At 38.3% G+C, this 19,028-nt stretch carries 19 protein-coding genes; 15 read left to right on the forward strand and 4 right to left on the reverse strand.

Features of this window, described 5'->3' with window-relative positions; genetic code table 11:
• Window positions 1–50 precede the first annotated feature (50 nt).
• The 11 genes from FAI40_07995 to FAI40_08045 all read left to right on the forward strand — a co-directional run bounded on the left by FAI40_07995 (window position 51) and on the right by FAI40_08045 (window position 11,866).
• On the forward strand, window positions 51–1,037 hold the full coding sequence (locus tag FAI40_07995) for an NADPH:quinone oxidoreductase (protein ID QCE35269.1): 987 nt from the start codon (window positions 51–53) through the stop codon (window positions 1,035–1,037).
• A gap of 9 nt (window positions 1,038–1,046) precedes the next feature.
• Window positions 1,047–1,700 (forward strand): glutathione S-transferase, encoded by a 654-nt coding sequence (locus FAI40_08000; protein ID QCE35270.1) that lies wholly within the window; start codon window positions 1,047–1,049, stop codon window positions 1,698–1,700.
• A 299-nt stretch (window positions 1,701–1,999) separates the two neighbouring features.
• On the forward strand, window positions 2,000–3,574 hold the full coding sequence (locus FAI40_08005) for a glycoside hydrolase family 32 protein (GenBank protein ID QCE35271.1): 1,575 nt from the start codon (window positions 2,000–2,002) through the stop codon (window positions 3,572–3,574).
• A 198-nt stretch (window positions 3,575–3,772) separates the two neighbouring features.
• Window positions 3,773–5,284, forward strand: coding sequence for a glycine betaine/L-proline transporter ProP (proP, locus tag FAI40_08010; protein QCE35272.1), 1,512 nt, complete (start codon window positions 3,773–3,775; stop codon window positions 5,282–5,284).
• A gap of 78 nt (window positions 5,285–5,362) precedes the next feature.
• On the forward strand, window positions 5,363–5,866 hold the full coding sequence (locus tag FAI40_08015) for a DUF1737 domain-containing protein (GenBank protein QCE35273.1): 504 nt from the start codon (window positions 5,363–5,365) through the stop codon (window positions 5,864–5,866).
• 75 nt (window positions 5,867–5,941) lie between these two features.
• Window positions 5,942–6,517, forward strand: a complete 576-nt coding sequence (locus FAI40_08020) for a sel1 repeat family protein (GenBank protein ID QCE35274.1) — start codon at window positions 5,942–5,944, stop codon at window positions 6,515–6,517.
• A gap of 509 nt (window positions 6,518–7,026) precedes the next feature.
• The gene (locus tag FAI40_08025; protein QCE35275.1) at window positions 7,027–8,262 is read left to right on the forward strand and encodes a DUF4102 domain-containing protein; all 1,236 of its coding nucleotides are present in this window, start codon (window positions 7,027–7,029) and stop codon (window positions 8,260–8,262) included.
• A gap of 486 nt (window positions 8,263–8,748) precedes the next feature.
• Window positions 8,749–9,267, forward strand: coding sequence for a hypothetical protein (locus FAI40_08030; GenBank protein ID QCE35276.1), 519 nt, complete (start codon window positions 8,749–8,751; stop codon window positions 9,265–9,267).
• On the forward strand, window positions 9,268–9,846 hold the full coding sequence (locus FAI40_08035; GenBank protein QCE35277.1) for a hypothetical protein: 579 nt from the start codon (window positions 9,268–9,270) through the stop codon (window positions 9,844–9,846).
• 53 nt (window positions 9,847–9,899) lie between these two features.
• A complete protein-coding gene (locus FAI40_08040; protein QCE35278.1) occupies window positions 9,900–10,640 on the forward strand; it encodes a ParA family protein in 741 nt (246 codons plus the stop codon).
• A gap of 2 nt (window positions 10,641–10,642) precedes the next feature.
• On the forward strand, window positions 10,643–11,866 hold the full coding sequence (locus FAI40_08045; protein ID QCE35279.1) for a ParB/RepB/Spo0J family partition protein: 1,224 nt from the start codon (window positions 10,643–10,645) through the stop codon (window positions 11,864–11,866).
• 112 nt (window positions 11,867–11,978) lie between these two features.
• Here the strand turns inward: FAI40_08045 and FAI40_08050 are convergent, their stop codons facing one another.
• The 4 genes from FAI40_08050 to FAI40_08065 are packed head-to-tail and all read right to left on the reverse strand — an operon-like array spanning window position 11,979 to window position 14,094.
• On the reverse strand, window positions 11,979–12,488 hold the full coding sequence (locus FAI40_08050; GenBank protein QCE35280.1) for a hypothetical protein: 510 nt from the start codon (window positions 12,486–12,488) through the stop codon (window positions 11,979–11,981).
• On the reverse strand, window positions 12,485–13,255 hold the full coding sequence (locus tag FAI40_08055; GenBank protein QCE35281.1) for a conjugal transfer protein TraL: 771 nt from the start codon (window positions 13,253–13,255) through the stop codon (window positions 12,485–12,487). The genes FAI40_08050 and FAI40_08055 overlap by 4 nt, the downstream gene beginning before the upstream one ends.
• Before the next feature lie 16 nt (window positions 13,256–13,271).
• Window positions 13,272–13,790, reverse strand: a complete 519-nt coding sequence (locus FAI40_08060) for a hypothetical protein (protein QCE35282.1) — start codon at window positions 13,788–13,790, stop codon at window positions 13,272–13,274.
• Window positions 13,783–14,094, reverse strand: a complete 312-nt coding sequence (locus FAI40_08065) for a hypothetical protein (GenBank protein QCE35283.1) — start codon at window positions 14,092–14,094, stop codon at window positions 13,783–13,785. Before FAI40_08065 ends, FAI40_08060 begins: the two co-directional genes overlap by 8 nt.
• A gap of 310 nt (window positions 14,095–14,404) precedes the next feature.
• Between FAI40_08065 and FAI40_08070 the strand changes: the two genes are divergently transcribed.
• The 4 genes from FAI40_08070 to FAI40_08085 all read left to right on the forward strand — a co-directional run bounded on the left by FAI40_08070 (window position 14,405) and on the right by FAI40_08085 (window position 19,028).
• Entirely contained in the window at window positions 14,405–14,794 is a 390-nt protein-coding gene (locus FAI40_08070) for a conjugal transfer protein TraJ (GenBank protein QCE35284.1), read from the forward strand.
• A 15-nt stretch (window positions 14,795–14,809) separates the two neighbouring features.
• Entirely contained in the window at window positions 14,810–15,157 is a 348-nt protein-coding gene (locus tag FAI40_08075) for a hypothetical protein (protein ID QCE35285.1), read from the forward strand.
• A 1-nt stretch (window position 15,158) separates the two neighbouring features.
• Window positions 15,159–15,626: a hypothetical protein gene (locus tag FAI40_08080; GenBank protein QCE35286.1), complete on the forward strand. Its 468-nt coding sequence runs from the start codon at window positions 15,159–15,161 to the stop codon at window positions 15,624–15,626.
• Between the two features lie 312 nt (window positions 15,627–15,938).
• Window positions 15,939–19,028 carry a hypothetical protein gene (locus FAI40_08085; protein QCE35287.1) on the forward strand — a complete coding sequence of 1,030 codons (3,090 nt, stop codon included), beginning with the start codon at window positions 15,939–15,941 and terminating at the stop codon, window positions 19,026–19,028.

A 19,028-nucleotide genomic window follows, 5' to 3' on the forward strand; every position in this document is an offset into this window, starting at 1 on the left:
TTTAGCTGATTTTGTTTCGTTGTACTTTAACATCGAGGAGAGATAATAAAATGAGAGCGTTACAATTTCATCAGTTTGGAGATTCTGCAAAGGTTCTTTCTATTGAAAATGTGCCTGTTCCTGAAATTAAATCAGATGAACTTCTTGTCAAAATGCACCTTTCTCCTATTCACACGCATAATCGGATGCGTGTGGAAGGTGTTTATGGTGGAAAAGTTGAATTTCCTGCGTGCGCAGGCAGTGAGGCATTGGGCATCGTTGTAAAAGTCGGCAGCAATGTAAAGGATTTTCAAGAAGGTGATAAAGTGGCTTGTGGCGCTTGCGCTGGCACTTGGGCAGAATTTTTCGCTGTACCTTCAAGGAAAGCTTGGCGTGTTCCAGATGGAATGAAGGATGAGCTAGCCGCTCAAATTTCAGAAATGCCGCTTTCTGCATGGCTGTTATGTGATTTTTTGGAAAAAACTGCAGGTCTTTCAAAAGGCGATTGGTTTTTGCAAAATGCTGCAGGCGGAACGGTTGGCCAGATGCTTTCGGTTTTTGCTGGAGATCGTGGTTTTAAAGGCCTTAGCTTCGTTCGGGATAAGGAGAAAGCGGAGGCGCTTTCTCAAAAAGGCATTAAGGTCGTTTGTACACAAGATTCTTATTGGAAAGCAGACGTAAAAAAGATTTTAGGGACATCTAAAGCTAAAATTGTGATTGATTCTGTTGGAGGGGAAGCCGGTGCAGATCTTCTTCCTTTCTTAGATGAGGAAGGGCAGTTTGTTATTTTTGGCAATCTAACGGGAAAGCCTTTATCTGTCCCTGCGGGGGATTTTATTTTCTCTGATCGTATTTTGCGTGGGTTTTGGGCTGCGCCTCTAAAAGAAAAATTGCAGGGGGAAGCTCGTGAGGCTGTTTTAAAAAGGCTGGCTTCTTATATGAGGGAGGGGCGTATTCATCTTCCTGTTTCGAAAATCTATCCTCTTGAGGAGATTGAAGAGGCTATTCGAGAGAGTCGAATGGCTGGTCGGGAGGGGAAGGTTCTTTTGACGTGTTAAGGAGTTTTTATGTTGAAAATTTATCATCTTGAGCCATCCAGATCAGAACGTATTGTTTGGCTCGCAGAGGAAATGGGGCTTTCGTATCAGCTCATTAAACTTGAACGGGATCCAAAAACGCATCGTGCGCCTGAAAAGTTAAAGGAAATTAATCCGCTGGGGCGTGCGCCAGCCATCGAAGATGGAGAGGTTAAGCTTGCGGAATCAGGGGCAATTGTAAGCTGGATGCTGGAAAAATATGGTGCAAAAACAGCAGAAGGATCTCCTTTACGTCCCTCACCGAGAGATCCAGAATTTCCAGCTTATTTGCATTGGCTTTTTGCAGGGGAATCTACCCTAACAACAACGCCTGTTATGGATATTTTGACACAAATGGCAGGGGCGCGTTCTGCCCTTTTAGAAGACATGCTGAAAAAGGATTATGCGCTAGTGCTTAATTTGTTAGAAGAAATTTTGGCAAAGCAGGATTATGTCGCAGGTTCTTTTTTTACAGCAGCAGATATTATGGTTGCATTTCCCTTGCGAATGATGGCGGTGAAAGAAGTTTTTGAAGGGGTTGAGCTTTTCCCTGAATTGTCTGATTACCCTGCGATTATGCGATATTTAAAGCGCCTTCATGAGCGTCCTGCCTTTAAAAGAGCATTAGCAAAAATCCAAGGTTGAAATTTTTAAAAGAAGGCTTTTTAGCCTTCTTTTTTTATGGATGATTTTTAGTAGAAAACGAATCGTAAAAGGCGAGTGATTTTAGAGACTGAAAATTGAGGGGGGAAGCTCGCTCACTGGTGTTTTTTATTGCAAAGTCTTTATTTGATTTTTTATAAATTTATAAACCCTTAGGTTTCTAGGCTTTGTTTCGGTTTTTGAATCTGAGGAAGGCTTTGTCTTTTTTGTTTTGACTTTTCGATTTCCTTTTGAGTGTTACGCTCGAGGAGCACTTTTAATAAAACAAAGGAGATAAAAAAGTGAAAAACAATATTAAACTTACACCAGAAGAATTAAGAATTTTTGGTGAAAACGCAGAAGCGAATGCAAGAGTTCCTTCTAAATTCCGTCCCATTTCGGGAGGTCAGGCTGTTATTGCGCCAGCGACTATTCCTTGGGAAGATCAGACCATTCCTTATTCTTTGGAATATCTGAAAAAAGATACACCGCATGAAATTGGCCATTGGCCTGTTTTTACAGATGCTGCAGGCATTACCAAAGATGAAAATGGTGTTTTGTGGTCGATGGCGGCTTATTCAAAAGACGCTTATTTTAAAGTTCTTAAAAATCAGGGACCTGGCGGCTGGATTGTTGATGGTATGATGCAGGTTTACAGCTTTGATGGTATCAAATGGTACAGTTTTAGAGAACTCCCAAATCGAATCAACATTGCAAGAAACTATTTCATTGATCCCAAAGGGAAATTTATGAAGGGTGGAAAAATCGGCGATTGGTATGCTGTTTATGACAATGATAAGCCAAGGTCGCCTTCTGTTGTTTGTTTTAAAGACGGGCCACAGACAGCACTTCAGGATTTAGAGTTCGATCTCGAGATTGAATATAAGCAGGATGCGAATGATTTGGTTTATGGTCAGGGCGGTTCTGACTGCACGATTGGCTATGATGCCGTTCATGATGTCTATGTTCTAACGGGTCAGACAAATGATGATAATCAGGGTGCGATAAATTTCTGGACTGGAAAAACAGGCCAGACAATGGCGTTTCAGTCCTCTTATCAGCCTTATACCTCTAAGTACCGTATTGAATGCCAGTCTATTCCGTTGCAGGTCGTTGACAGGGTTACGGGAGAAAAAGTCTGGGTGCTTTCTTATTGTGTTCAAAACCAGAATACAGGAGATACGAATTCATGGGATAACTGGTTCGAAATTTCAGTCGGTGACTGGGATGGAAAAAATTGGATTCCTAACAATGAATTTAATAAACGTATAACCTATGGCTATGACCAATATGCTGGAAATTTGGAAGTAACAGAGGATCCACATATTTTAACTTTAACCACGGGTTGCTTTAACTGGAACCGCTATAATCAGGATCAGTTAAGCAATGAGGTTGGACAGCTTGGCGGTTTTGGTGTTCCGATGAAAATCGTTGTTGATAATGGCGTGCCAAATGTGATTGAAGATCCTGCTTTTAAAGCTCTCTTTAAGGAAGAGTGCCGTCAGATCGTTGATAATGTAAATGTGCAGGAAAACATTCCCGGAAAAACAATTTGTATTTCTGGTATCGTTGGCGCTTTTAAATCAGAAGTTGGAGCCTCAGGATTTTCAATCATTGTGGAAAATGAAGAAAATTCAAATTCGCCATTTATTATTTCTTGTGATGGTACAGGGACAGATAATCCTGTTGGGTGCTCTGATTTGCCAATGCCTTGGGAAGACGGGGATCGAATCACAATGATTTTGGACAATGGTCTGTGCTATGTGACGAATGTGACAAAAGGCACGAGGTCTGCCTCTTTATTCCAGCATCCTGTTAATGATAAGGGCGAAATTACGATCAATTTAAATAAAAGCATTGCCTTTATTTCTAAATAATTGGTCTAATTCATTTTATAATTAAACTTCAAAGAAAGACCTTTTGGACTATGTTCAGAAGGTCTTTCTGAATTTGTATTTTGAATGAAAGTGTAAAATTGGCGATATTTTTGATTTTAGGTTAGAATTTTATGCAAATTTTGTAAGCAATTAAATGTTAAGTAGAAAGCATATAAATTTCAAAAGGGTGAGGACTGCGTGAAAGCCAAGAAAAAAACAGTAAAACCTTATACGCTTAAAGATGTGACAATTATTGAGGACGCTAAGGTTCGCCGTGTTATTGCTGCGGCTGCTCTCGGTAATGCGATGGAGTGGTTTGATTTCGGCGTTTATGGCTATCTTGTAACGGTTCTTGGGAGGGTCTTTTTCCCAGCCGTTAGCAGTTCAGTTCAGCTGGTTGCCGCTTTTGCAACGGTCTCTGTTCCCTTTATTATGCGTCCCTTGGGAGGCCTGTTTTGTGGATTGATAGGCGACAAGCATGGGCGTCAAAGTGTTCTCGCCGTTACTATCATCATTATGTCTATCAGCACTTTTTGTATTGGGCTAATTCCTTCTTATGCGACCATTGGTATTTGGGCGCCCATTATGCTGCTTTTGTGCAAATTGGCGCAGGGGTTCTCGGTCGGAGGAGAATATACAGGTGCGGCTATTTTTATTGCAGAATATTCTCCAGATCGGAAACGTGGTTTTTGGAGCAGTTTTCTTGATTTCGGCGCTTTCTTTGGTTTTATTGCAGGGGCAGGCGTTGTTGAGTTATTGACGCTTGTTCTGGGCGGGGGTGGTATCGAGCAGTGGGGGTGGCGTTTACCGTTTTTCCTTGCTTTGCCGCTGGGTGCTTTAGGGATTTATTTCCGTCACGAACTCGAAGAAACACCAGATTTCCAACAGCATGCAAATTCTGTTGAAAAAACAGGCCAGGGAAAAGCAGCAGAGGCTGCAAAGCCAAAACGTATTGGGTTTATAGAAATTATCAGCAGTTATTGGCGTGCATTGCTCATGTGTGTTGGCATGGTCATTACGGCGATGATGGCAACGCATTTGATGCTAACTTATATGCCAAGTTATTTAACGGGCAGCCTAGGGTATACTCCTGAAATGGGTGTTCTGATTATGATTGCGGTCATGGTTGGAATGCTTTTCATTCAGCCCTGCATCGGTTGGATGTCAGATCATATTGGGCGTAAACCCTTCTTTTATATTGGTAGTATCGGATTTATTGCTCTTTCAATTCCTGGATTTTGGGGGATTGGAAGTGGAAATCCTGGTATTTTATTCGCAGGGTTAATGCTTTTTGCGGTTTTGATGAACTGTTTTACAGGGGTTGTCGGATCGACTTTGCCAGCTTTTTTTCCAACGGCCGTACGTTATAGCGCCCTTGCCAGCTCTTTTAATATCGCTGTTGTGATTGCAGGACAGGCACCGACAATCATGGCTGCCTTGGTAAGTGGAACGGGAAATTTAATGATGCCAGCCTATTTCATGATGGGGGTTGGGTGTGTTGGATTGATAACTTCTGTCTTTATGAAAGAGACTGCCAATAGACCGCTAAGAGGCTCAAAACCAATGGCGTCTGATATTGAAGAAGCACGGGAAATTCTCTTTCAACATTATGAAACGTTGGAAGGAAAGATTGAAGCGATTGATGAAGAAATCGAAATTCTTGAAAAACGCCGTCAAAAACTAGTGCAGCAGCACCCACATATTGATTAGGAAAATGCCAGAATCTTTAGAAAAGAGGTTGGCATTTGTTCCCTAAAAATGAGTGTGGGGTTTGTAGGAGATATTTAAGTGCGTAAAAAAGCAATTTTAATGCTTGGAATGACATTCATTGGTGTTGCTATGGGAGGATCATCTTATGCGGAAGAGGCTTCCACAGTATCTTCTATTTCGGCGAGCAATATAACGAAAAATGTCCTCGATTATAAAACGGTGGTGGGACATTATTCTGGACGAAAGACGCAGGAAGGGGAGCTTTCTGCTTTTGATGAACAAGTAAAACAAGCCTTAAAAGAGGGATTTAGCTTGAATGGTAATCCCGTTATCAGCCAAGGGCTTTATGATGGTTATAATGAAATGCTGATTGTTCAGTCTCTGATTAAGTATGAAGAGACAGAAAGAAAAGTGATTGATTACCAATTATTAGGGGACCGTCAGGAAGGGGATCTCTCTGATAAAGTTAAAAAATACTTGAATAGTGGCTGGTATCTTTATGGTTCTTCTACCGCTAATATGGGTGAAGAATACCAAGCCGTCGTTAAATATGCGACCGCCCCAAGAGATAAAGATGGATAGGCTTCTATTAACTTAATTAAAAAAGTGATTTGATTTATTTCGTTCTATTTTACAGGTTTAATCAGGTTTTGTTTTATGTTTCAGATAACTAGACGAGCTGTAAATGATATTTCTGCTAGAAAAGTTCAGAGAGCATTTCCAGCATGGATTGTCACGAAATATTTTCTTTTGTGTGTAGCTGTCCTTTTTTTGAGTAGAAATGCTTTTTCGCAGGAAACATTACCTTCTATTTCAGAAAATGACCGGCAAGCGCTGACTCAAAGTATTAAGGATCATGAAGAACAAATAAAAGCGCTTACGCCGCAAGCGGAGCGAGGGGAGGCAAGGGCCGAGTATCAGCTTGCTGATATTTATAATACATGCGCACGATATTATTACCCTGGAGGGAGAGATGCAGAATTAGGGCATTCTCCTAAAATAGATTATTCGCACTGTAATAAGAAAAAGGCTGTTTATTGGTATCAAAAATCGGCTGAATCTGGCGATAAGATTGCAGAAAGCCGTATGGGAGATTTGTATGATTATAGCGATCTTCTCAAAACAAATTATGAAAAAGCAAGTTATTGGTACACAAAGGCCGTTAGTCATAAAGGGCAAAAAGACAGTAAAGAAGATGGTCTTATTTTGAGTAAATTGGCAGCTATCTTATAGAGAAGGCGGCTATGGCCTTAAAAAAGACATGAAAAAAGTTGCCTATTGGTGCAGAAGAGCCTGTAGAGTTGGTACTTCTTGTTAGCTTCGCGCCATTATAGTGAATTTGCGAGCAATAAAGAAAATAAAGAGGCTCTGGAAAAGAGCTTCTTTTTGGAACAATCAAGATAGAATGCTAAGCATCGAAGCGGATCTAATTTCTAAGATTTAAAGCAATGCCCAGACGATTTTGCGGTAGTGAGTTTAAAATTATTTAAACTTAAAGAATCTATTTTTAGGAAAAAATGGCGGAGAGGGCGTCCTCAGTCAAGCTCTATTTATCTTTATTTTTCTTGAAGTTCTAATTCTTAATTATCCGCAGAACTGAACTAATTTTTAATCAAAAAAACCCTTATAACATAATAGTTATATGAAATTATTATTTTATAATATTTTTTATGTTGCTATTTCTTTTGCTTTTAATAGTATTAAGTTTATTCTTAATCTTTTAAAGCGAGGCTTTGAAGAAAATGGCACGAAAACGAGGAATTAAAGGTTCTCATAGATTAACAGAAGAACAGATAAATGAGCCATTGGAAAATGGTTATTATGGTGATGGTGATGGTCTTTATCTAAGAGTTGCTAGAAGCGGTAAATATCGCACTTGGAGTTTTCGTTTTAAGAGTCCAAAAGTAGATAGATTAAGGGAATATAATATTGGAAATTTCCAATATTTTTCTCTTAATGAAGCCAGAAAAAAGGCTGAAAAGCTTAGGAAAATGCTTGAACGGGGTATTGATCCGGCAGAATTGAGAACGCCGACATTACCTGAAAATCGTTCAGCTCCATATCTCGTAACATTTGAAGATGCTGCGCGTTCTTATATTCAAAATGTTAAAGCTCCAGAATTGAAAGATAGAAAAGGTGTAAAAACGTGGATTTCTTCATTAGAAATGCATGTTTTTCCTTACATTGGTTCTGTGCCAGTAAGTCTTGTGGAAGAAGAAGAAGTTCTTTCTGTATTAAAACCGATTTGGAGCGACATAACAGAAACGGCTACACGTATTCGCATGCGTATAGAAAAAATTTTAGATTATGCGCGGGCTGAAAAATGGCGAAAAGAAAAGAGCGAAAATCCTGCTCGCTGGGTAGGTATTCTTCAGTATAGACTTCCTAATCCGGCGCCCATTTTGCGTCGAAAAAAAACGCATTTTTATGCTTTAAAAGCGAAAACTATTCCAGGCACGATGGTAGGTCTTGAAAGCAGTTCTGGAAAAGTAGCGAAGATGGTTCGTTTCTTAATTCTTACAGGAGGGCGATCTATTGAAATTAGAGAGGCTGTTTGGGAAGAAATAGATCTTGAGGAGAAAATTTGGACAATCCCAAAAGAGCGAATGAAAGCAACTAAGGATCATATTGTTCCTCTATGTGAAGCAGCTCTGAACATTCTGAAAGAATTTTATCCACTAGACAATGGAAGAGGGCTTATTTTTCGCAATCAACGAGGAAATGCTTACACGGATAAAGCCATGTCAAAAGCGTTAAAAATTGCATCAAACGATAAGAAGGCGACTATTCATGGTTTAAGATCTACAATGTGGGATTGGTGTGCTGAGAATAAAGTGGGAAGTTATCACGCAATTCAACAGACTTTTGCACACACGGCCATATCGGCTTCTGACGCAGCTTATTTTAGAAGTGATCTCTTGAATGAGAGAAAGGCGTTAATCAATGCCTGGGAGAATTTTGTACTAGAAAAATCTTAACTTTAGTTTTATGACTAAAAAAAGGCGGCCGCTTATTGGAAGTAAGCGACCGCAATATTGTTAATAATCAGATTAGAGATTTTTGCTTCATTTTTCGAAGAAGAAAGCAAAAATCTCTCTAGTTAGGAGACCATCAACAGTATGGATATTAAATCATCCTTCCTTGAAATCAAGGAAAGGGAAGATGAAACGCCCCTTTCTGCTTTTTCTCATGATGCTATTCTAAAAGCTTGTAAAATAGATAGCAATCAAAAAGCAATATTTTACTTTAAAAAACAAAAAATTAAAGAATCTTTAATCTCTAAAAAAGAAGTGAAGGCGCATTTCAAAAATCTCTTCCGTCTAGGGGAAGTTAATCGCCTGGAAAGAGACATTATGCTTGCTTTTATTTCCTTTTGGGGAGAGCAGGGTATTTTCCCAAATTACGAAACAATTGCTGTGGAAGTTTTATGCTCTCTTTCATCTGTTAAAAATTGTGCAAAAAAAATGAAAACGCTTGGCGTTCTTGATTGGGAAAATAGACATCTCAAAAAGCAGCAATTTTCCAATAAATATTTCTTCACAATTTCAGAAGAAGAATTTGAAAAAGTGAAAGAAAAAGCCGCAGATGTAAAGGCCAAACAAGAAGGTGCTAAAAAAGGCAAAACTTCAGAAAAGAAAGGGTTTCTTCAGCATTTTCGGAAGTTAAAGCAGAGTGTAAAAATTACACTCACTAGAAATAATTATAATAAATATAATTATAAAAATAAGGTATCCAAACTATCCACAGATCCTGTGTTTATTTCTATGGAAAATTCTGTGGATAGTTTTCAAAAGTCGAGACTGACTTTGTGTGATTTAGTCAGCCGAAAATACCAAGCGCTTTTGAAAAAGAGCAAAGAACAAGCTCAAATATTCTTAAAAGCCACTTTTTCTTTAAATATCCATGCAGATACGGATGAGAATTGCTTAGAGATCGATTTAAAGAGGGTGAGATCAGAGCTTGCAAGGCTAGGAGTCTGTTAAGTGAAGAAAGAATTAAGCGGCAATAAGCGTAAATTTTTACAGGCAGGAGAGCAGGTTATGGCAAAAGAGCTTCAGGTTTTAGAGAAAATTGATGCGGGAATCACGGAAATGAAAAGGGGCGTTGTTTTCTCTCAGAATTATCCTTCTTTTTTGTTGAATGCTTGGAGGTCTGGCAAGCTGGGGACAATGAAAGATGTTGTTAAGCTCCAAGAACTTTATGAAAAAGAAGGGAAAGTTGTGGAGGAATGGGTTTCTTCTCAGGAGTATATTACGCCAGAACGCCTTAAGCTTTTTGAGGAATTTTTAGAAGATAAGAACGCTCAAGGGGGAATAAAAGAAGCTGTTTTCAAAGAGGTAGATGCTATTGAAGAAGACTATTGGAATTTTCCTGAGCAAAAGCTTTTAATAGAGAAAATAAATTCAATTTTTCCAAAGAAATGCAGATCTGACGCTGAAAATATAGGGCAGCTTTTCTTGGCTGTGAAACGGATTGAAGCAAAACGGATCAAAGAGGAAAGTTTAGGGTGGTTTTTAGAGTTACAGGAAAAGATTTTACTTTTAAAAGTTATCAGTCACTGATATTTTAAAAGAGGAAGCGGATTATATTTCGCTGGTAAAAAGGATGACTTGGAATGAAAACTTTAGTGATTGCCAATCAAAAAGGTGGCGTTGGAAAAACAGCTAACCTAGTTCATTTGGCTTGGGCAGCTGCCAAAAAAGGAAAAAAGGTTATTGTGATTGACCTTGATACACAAGGCAATGCGAGTGATACATTGAGTCGTTACATTCAATCGGATCAGTTTCGATCAAGTTTATTGTTTCAGAATAATGTTGCTCTTCCTGTTTTGCCAGAGGATAATAATATTACGGTGGTAATGGCAGATTTGAAGTTGGCAGATTTACCACGACAGAATGCCAAAGAGGCTTTTGAAAATTTTCAAAAAAATATAGATATTCTTGGAAAATCTGGATTTGATCTTTGCTTAATTGATACGCCACCAAGTTTAGGTGTGGTGATGGCGTTTGCTCTTAAAGTCAGTGATTTTATTGTTTCTCCAATTGAAATGGAGACATATTCTGCCAAGGGAGTAGGGTTACTTCTTCAGACAATTGGTAATTTAGGAAAAATGCCTAATTTTCTTGGCTTGTTGCCATCTAAATTGGATCGTCGGAATCCACGTCAAAAAAGAGAATATGAAAAGTTAAAAGGAAAGCAAGGCGTTTTGGATTTTCCAATTACGTTAAGAACCAGCATTGGGGATGCTTTAGCTGAAAAATGCCCTGTGTGGGAAATTAAGAAAACTTCTGCTAGGCAAGCAGCAAAAGAAGTTCAGTTGTTGGCAAATAATATTTTTATGAAAATGGGGATTTAAGAATGGTTTCAGGTTCAATTTTTTCAAGTGCCATTTCAGAGATTGGTTCAGCCAAGGAAATAAATGAAATAAATGAAGGAGAAAAAATCACCATTCTATCTTTGGATTTGATTGACCCAGATCCAGGACAGCCACGAAAAGAATTTGATGAAGAAAAGATGGAAGAGTTGAAGGCTTCAATAGCAAAAGATGGCGTATTGCAGCCTATTACGGTTCGTGGCGGAGAAGCTGGGAATTTTTCAGAAAAAGGCCGTTTCGTTATTGTTTTGGGTGAGCGTCGTTATCGAGCTTGTCAGGCTCTAGGATTAGAAACAGTCCCTGTGATTATAAAAAATGACTATGACTCTATGAAGAGTATTAGAAGAGTTCAATGGGCTGAAAATATTATGAGAGAAGATCTATCGGAGGAGGATTCTGCTGATGTTATTATAAGAATGCTCTCAGATGGTTTATCTCAATCAGAGATCTCTGAAGATCGAGGCATTAGCCAAGCAAGAATTTCGCATCTTAACTCTATGCGTAATAAACCCGCTTTTTTGGAAGAGGCTTGGAAGAAAGGCATTGTTGAAAGTGCATCAATCAATGCTGAAATTAAGCGCGTTTGGAAAAAGAATAAAGAAGCCGTTGAGGATTGGGTTAATGCTCAGGATGAAAAGATTTCTCTCGCTCGCATTCGTTCGTTTGAAAAACTTCTAAAAGAAAAAGAAGAATTGAAAAAAAATTCTGAAATAGGCTCAAACATTTCTCAAAAGAAAAAAAACGTAGCAGTTGAAAACGAAAGAGTTTCTGTTTCAGAAGTGCCAAAAGAGAAAAATTCTTCTTTAAGCGATGATCCTGTGTCTTCTAGAAAATGGAACGAAGCAGAGGAAGAGAGAGAAGTAGGTTCTTTGTCTCCCTCTAATCCTTTTGTCCCAGAAGAATCTTCTTCTTATAAAATAAAACAAGAGCCTGTTCCTAAAAGTGCTGAAGCTAATAAAGAACTGCACGAAGGTAATCCTGCATTGAGAGTGCCTGTTAGTCCAGTAGAGATGATTTCCGGAAATGTGCAGCAGCGTATTGTGAGGCCAAAGCTTGTTGTTGAGTTTTATGGTAAAAGAGCGATTTTGCTTTTACATAAAAAACCGAGCAATGAAGATAAGGTTTGGATTAAATACCATCAAGATGGTGATGAAGCAGAAGTTGATTCTGAGCAGCTCAAAATTAAAGGACTTTTTGAAGGAGAATAAAACCACCTCCACCATTTTTAGTGCACGAATGAGTATGTGAGAATAAAAATATCAGTGACTGATATTTTTAGAGAAATAAAAAGGGAGCTTTAAGCTCCCTTTTTTTGCATCCTTAATGGTGTAATAAACGATAGCATAAGTAGAAAATGCAGCCTGAATTGAGGAGCGTAAAGAGCAGCAGAAAAGGCATAATATCTGATAAAGAGAAGCCTAAGCATGTCCAATCTTTATTGGATTGTAGGTTTTGGAGTTGTTCATATTTGCTGCTAATTGTCGCTTCTATTTGTTTAGATAATGTTTCAAGACGCTCGGTAGCTTGATCCATTTGCGCTTTGTGAAGCTTGTCTTCTGCCCGAAGCATTTTTGTAGCGACTTCTTTGGTTGTCCTGGTACTGTCTGTCTCCCATTTTGCAAGAAACTCTTGATAGAGTTGTTTTTCTTGATCGTGGAAGGCATTTAAACTGTTCGCTAGGTTACTTGTTGCTTGTTCATGAGAAAACTCAAGCATTGTAAAAACGACAGCTATCGGATCATCATTGGGGAGTTTGATGCCATGGTCTTGGGCAATGAGCGTTTTTAGTTTTTGAAAATTATTTTCAAGATGCGCTTCAGTGCTGTTCATAAAAATTGACTTCCAATGGGATCAATTTGTGTGAAAATTTTCTTTTTAATATTTTTAGCACGTTGTGCTGTAAATATATCAAAACCCTCTTTTTCGCCTTCCTTCCAAAGCGTATTTACTTCCGAGAAAGTTAGATGAGCATTCATAATTTTTTCAATAGTATAGGCAGATAAGGTATCCCATGTTGGTAGTTTAATAATTCCAAGGATTTTATCTTTGTTTTCTGAATAAAGAGTTGTGTCCTCAAAACCCATTCCATTGCTTTCAATTTTTCCGAAATAAGGATTTTCCCAGACAACGAGTTTACAGTTTTCAAGAAAAGTTTTTAGGAGATGTTCTAAACCTTGAAAAGTGTCAATCATACCAGCGCCACCTGTTAAAATTGTATGCACGAACACCTCATTGCCAGCTTCATGAAAAACAGAAAAGGCCTCGGAATTTGCAAGAAAATTGTTAATAGGTAGAAAAGAGGTGGCACCATTATCAACAATAATTTGAAGATTATTTGCCTTGGCTGTTTCCATTGTTTTTAAAATATCCAGAGCAAGCTTCTGGATAAGAAAATCATCAATGACATTATGTTCATTTGTGATTTTTTCATGGCGAACAGAGAGTTTTTTAAAATATTGAAAAGTTGAATTTACAGGATCTGTATCTAGGCACGTGATTGGGATATTCGCTTCTAAAAGATATTGTGCCAGCATTGTTGAGATAAATGATTTTCCAACACCGCCTTTTCCTTGAAGAATAAAATGAATGGCTTTCATAATTTAAAGTCTCTTTTCATAATTTTTGGACGATATTTGTAAACGGGGTTCCTTCATTCTTGTAAGAAGGATTGTTAAAGTATTTTTTTGGAATATCCTCTGCATTTGGATTGTAAGTAGAGCTTTGTGGAATCTCTTTAGATTTTAGCTCTCTTTGAGGAGAAGAAACTTCTGGTTTTTCTTGAGGCGTTTTTTCTTGTGAGAGAGGGGACTGAATTTCTTGTTCTCTAAATTCTTCCGAAAAATATTTTTGAAGTCCGTGTTTTCGGACATGACGACAGAAGGTTAAAAAAACATAATCAATTTTTCCTACTCGTTTAAGATATTTCCAAACTCGTGTTCTGGAATATCCTTTTTTGGCAAGTTCAATAATTAAGTTCTTAGAAAGAAGAAATCTTACACGAGAAATGTCAGAAGGTATTTTTTTATTATTCTTAAGGTTGGTATGTTCAGGGATTTCCTCGGTTTTTAGCCATTCTTCAAATTCCTTCATTTCTTGCTCAAGTTTTGATTTTTGTTGCGTTGGATTAGACATTGTGTGAGCCAGCTTCATGATAAAACAATTCAGGCAAAAGACTTTTTGAATGTTTGAAAAAAGTTGAGTATGTGCAGAGAATTTTTTTCTCTTCAAAAAGGTATTGCCAAATTGTGTGCGTAGAAGAGGAACGTTTTGATAGAAGAAGGATTAGTTCTTTATTTTGGAGAATTTGGCACTTGTTTAACCATGCAGGTGTGCCTTTGCTTTTTGAAAATTTTTTGATTTGTTGGGGAATGAAGACTTCTGCAAATTTTTGGAGCTCCTGTTGGAGATCACTATTAACATTTTGTATGTCTGACATTGAGCGAAACTTTCAATTTTTATAGCAAATCATCCCTTTTATTTATTTTATAAAATAAGAATTAACATTTTAAAAGCTGAAAATTTCATTTATAAAATAATATTAGAACTCGTTTTAAATCAAGATTTTCAATAAGTTTCAGAAGATTACATTTAGGAACACTAAAAGTCGGGGCAGGATAGGTGAAGTGACCCCACGCTTAAAAGCTAGGGACTTCACACATTGCTTATTCGCCTTTGGCTCAACGAATATCCTGATCTCCGATGGAAACGGCTACCGCCGCGAGTGTCTATTTTTTGAAAGAAAGTTAATGAAGGTTTCGGATCAAACAACGACAAAGAGCAATCTTCAATCTCGAAGAAACTTTCCTCGCTTGAAAGTTTCTTGTTCTCCAGAGGAAAAAATAGAGATTGAAGCAAACGCTAAAAAAGCAAATCTGTCTGTATCTTCGTATTTACGTTTTTTGGGGCTTAATTACCGTATCGTTGCGCCAGTTGATTTGGAGAGAGTGGATGATCTCCTTCGTATCAATGGAGACCTTGGTCGGCTTGGAGGCCTTTTGAAATTATGGCTGACGAAAGATGGGGTGCGGAAAAAATTTGGTTCGGATTATATTTCCGCTTTGTTGGTTAAAATTGAAGAAACGCAAGGTGATATGCTTCTTCTTTTAAAAGATATTCGTAGGAAACACAGTAAGTAGGGAAAAGAAGTTAAAATGAAGCATCCATTTTTAAAGTCCAGTACTTTTAGTCTTTTGTTTTTGGCAATGGATCAGAGTGCTTTTGCGTCTGATACTTCATTCACTGCTGGAGTGAATGAAGCGTGCCATGAAGAGCTGAGATTTCATCAGGCAATCTTTGGGATAGATAACTCGCTCTTAGTTGGCTTTTCAATCGTTTCGTTTCTTGTTTTCTGCCTGATTTATTACGCTTGTCTTGTTTCTAATGCGAGGGGGATCAAGCGACCGCTTATCGAAAAAGGAAGTTATTTTGGAGCTGCTTTGAGTTTGTGTCTGATACTCACTTTTTTAACTAACATCTTTCTTTCAAATAGTAGGTTTTAAAATGTCTCTCTCAATACACACAACTAATGATTTAATTGAACAACAAATGAATGCAGGTATTCAGCATATTTGCGGCACTGAGCCTGTATTTAATTTAGTTTCACATTCTTCTCATGTTCATCTCGGAGTAGGCTGTGCCATCGTTTTTTTCATCAGTTTTATCTTAGCTTTGGTACTTTTTATGCAGCTGGGCAATTTATCCGATTTTGGATACTGCCTTTTACTTATCGCGGCAATCGGTTGTTTCGGTTCGCTAGATTATTGTCTGGGGTTTTCAGATGAGATTGTTGTTTCTGATTCTGAGTATAATCAAAAGTTCAAAACTTATAATGAGCAGAAAGAGCTTTATGACAAAGGAATTAAAGCTTGTTCTCAAAAAGTTAAGGAAAAATGGAATGTTAATAAATCAGGGGAAGAAAATATTAAGAAGATCAAAAGCGAGGTAAATCTGACTGGAGATCTGAGATGAGTAGCTTAATAATTTCACAAAAGAAAGACTAATGCTTTCTTTTAAAAGCCTTTTCTCTGGGGCTTGTATTGCTCTTATTCAATTTCTTCTTTTTGTTGGTTTTTGTCTGATTGTATTTCAGATTTTCCCAAATTTTGAGGTCTTTGTTCTCAAGCATTCCCCCTTATTCGGGGGTGTTTATGATTCAGTCTGCGTGGATTTTATTCTTATTTGTTTTTTCGTAAGAGCCATCATAAAAAGATGGAAAAAGCAAAGATTTCAAGGAAAAATTCAAAAATTTGATGCAAAGTTTTTTAAAGTGAAAAAAGACTAATGCTTGCTAAACGCATTTCAATGAAAAAGATTGCAAAGAGCAGCTTTTCTGGACTTGTTGATTATATTTCAAATGATAAGGCTAATGCGCAACGGATTGAGAGTATAAATCTTACAAATTTCCCATCACTGGAACATTATGAAGATAAACAAGAGGCCGCTCTTGCTGCTGGGATTAAAGGGGATCTTGTTCAAACAAAAAACAAGCGATCAAAAGATGATAAAACTTATCATCTTCTTGTGAGTTTTAGAGCAGGTGAGCATCCATCTCCTCAAGTTTTAAAAGAGATTGAGCAAGCTTATGCGGATGCTTTGGGATTTAGTGAGCATCAAAGAGTTTCAGCCGTTCATACAGATACGGATAACCTGCATATCCATATTGCTTTTAATAAAATTCACCCTAAAAATTTTACCATTAAAACACCGCATAATGATAACTGGACGCTCGATCAAGTTCGGGAGAGTTTAGAAGAGAAATATGGATTACAGCGCGATAACCATATTAAAGATAAACAACGAACAAAAACACAAAGTCAGAGTAAAGCAGCCGATATGGAGGCGCATTCAGGCCAGGAAAGTTTTTTAAGCTGGATGCAAAAAAATCTAAAAGACGAGCTTAAAAAAACAGAAGATTGGCAAAGCTTTCATAAGCTTTTAGGGGAGCATAGTGTCGAGCTTAAAATGCGCGCAAATGGTTTGATTTTTGAATCTGAAGCCGGTGTGAGATTAAAGGGGTCTTCTTTAGGAAGAGAGTTTTCTAAAGGGAATTTGGAAAAGAGATTGGGGGAATTCGTTCCATTAGAAGAAGACAAGCCCTCTCTTAATCCTGAAAGCAATTTCTCAAAGGCTGAGAATAAGCCTGAACCAGAGAAGAGTGCTAAGGCAACGCCAAAAAATACACAGAAAAAGACTTCTGAAACGCCCAAGAAAACCTATCAAAAGCGTCCTTTACCTCTGAATTTAGATAAAGAGACCGCAGATCTTTTGAAAGCTTTTGAAGCAAGGAAAGAATGGATCAAAGCAGGCTATAATCTTTATGACGCAGATTATCTGAAAAAAAGAGAAGCACTTAAAGCAAAGAATACGTTGTTAAAAGAGGCCATCGACCAGAAACTCTCAGATGAGTTCAAAAAAATTTACCAGACCTTTGACGAAAAGATGAAACAGGCAGGCCTACCGAAAGAAACATGGTCGCAATGGAAGGAGCGGCAAGTTAAAGCAGGTAATCAAGAAGTTTTGGAGGCTTTGGCAAAGAAGCAGACCAATAACATCTATGCAGATTATCAGAAAGAACGTCAGCAAGTCTTTGAAACAAGACAAAACATACAGGCAGAAAAGCAAGTTCAGATCGAAAAACAAAAAGAACGTAGTGCTGAGCTTCGGAAAGCTTTCTGGGATAGATCTTCTCTGGAATCAAAGCAACTGTTTGAAGGCTACAAAGAAGCTAAAGCAAAGATTGGGGATTTACGTCAGAAATATGGTGATTGGCTCCAGGAGGAGGCTCGGTCAGGTAACGAGCAAGCGAAGGCGTCTCTTTTGGCAGCAGAACGTTCTAAAATAGCTGAAAAACTCATGCCACGTTGGAAACAGCAATCCGACAAATTCAAGAAAGAAAAGGTAGAACTTCTTAAGGAACAGCAGGAACGGATTGATAAAGTTTTAGCAGAAACAAAGCTTACACGAGAAATCTATAAAAGGATGAAAGTGCATGAGAGTAAAAAGAAGGGTTTTGACTATCTGCATCAAAAGAAAACCCAACAGATCAAAGAGATTAAGACAGAAATAACAGGACGAATTGAAAATCTTGGTGATGGACGATTGTCTTGGGCAGATTGGCTCAAGAAAGAAGCTACAAAGGGGAATGAAGAAGCTCTGGAAGTGATGCGTGGCAGGCGCTCATCTTTGATTAAACGTGCAGAACGTTATGCTAATGATCCTTCTATTCAATCGATGTCAGCTTCAGCACTTGCTGGGCGAAAGGATGTTGAAGTCACTAAAAGCGGAACGCTTCTTTTTAAGCTGGGACGAGAACAGATTAAAGATGATGGTAAAAACCTGACACTGAATGAAAAATCCAGTGATGAAGCACTTCTCTTTATTTTAACGGCCTCTGCAAAAAGAGGTGGCAATACGCTCAAATTAACAGGCACGAAAGCTTTTCAAAAACGCATGGTGAAGCTTGCAGCGCAAGAAGCGCTTGATGTTACTTTTTTAGATCCAAAATTGGAAAAACTTAGACAAAAAGAAACTGAAAAAAGGATAGAAAATGAACAAAGAAACGGAAAAGAGTCCAGAGGAGCTTCTAGCAGAAATGGAAACCGTTTTGGAGGAAGCAAATTCGGAGATAGCGCAAGAAGCTTTGCAGATCGAGTTTACCGATACACCTCTCGTTTCTTCCACGGAGGTGCAAACTTATCAAAGTGGGGTTTTGGAGAAAGTAGGCAAGCATCCCCTGAGGCCGAAAGTGACAATCGCATGCGAGACATGCCCTTCAGCGACATGGCAAGCCGTTCGCAATCCAGAGACACAAGAAGTGATGGATCTTCCATGTCAGTGCCTGTGGCTGAGGGAGACAGTTTGGAACAAAGAGATCGCCCAGAAGGGGAACAAGTACATTATGGAGTGCGACGGGAAGGCACAGTCAATCAGAATGCAGTCAGCGTTTTAGAACAGGTAAAAGAGAAGAAAGCGTTAGAAGGAGAGAACGAGACTTTCCTTAAAAAGTTCCGTCAGATGAGTCCCTCTGAGAAAGAGGCTTGGAAAGCCGTTAATGATTATATTAAGGAGCGTACGGATAAAAGAATAAGAGGTCTTGTTCAGGAAGCGTATGTGCCACTAGAGGATCAAGCTGTGGGCGCTTTTACCTATGAGGGAATACGGCATAAGAATAACCAAAGCCTGGTGCTTTTAAAGAACGAAGAGAAGAACAAAATCTTTGTGTTGGCGATTGATAAAAAAACGGAATATCGGCTCAAGCAGATTAAGTTAGGAAAGCAGATTGAAATTCAAAAAGGGAAGAGCGTGGTAACGCAGCCAGAAGTTAAGCCCTCTCAAACTTGTTCTAAAGGAAATAAAAACGAGGGGAGATAA

The sequence above is a fragment of the Acetobacteraceae bacterium genome (assembly GCA_004843345.1).
Classification (GTDB): domain Bacteria; phylum Pseudomonadota; class Alphaproteobacteria; order Acetobacterales; family Acetobacteraceae.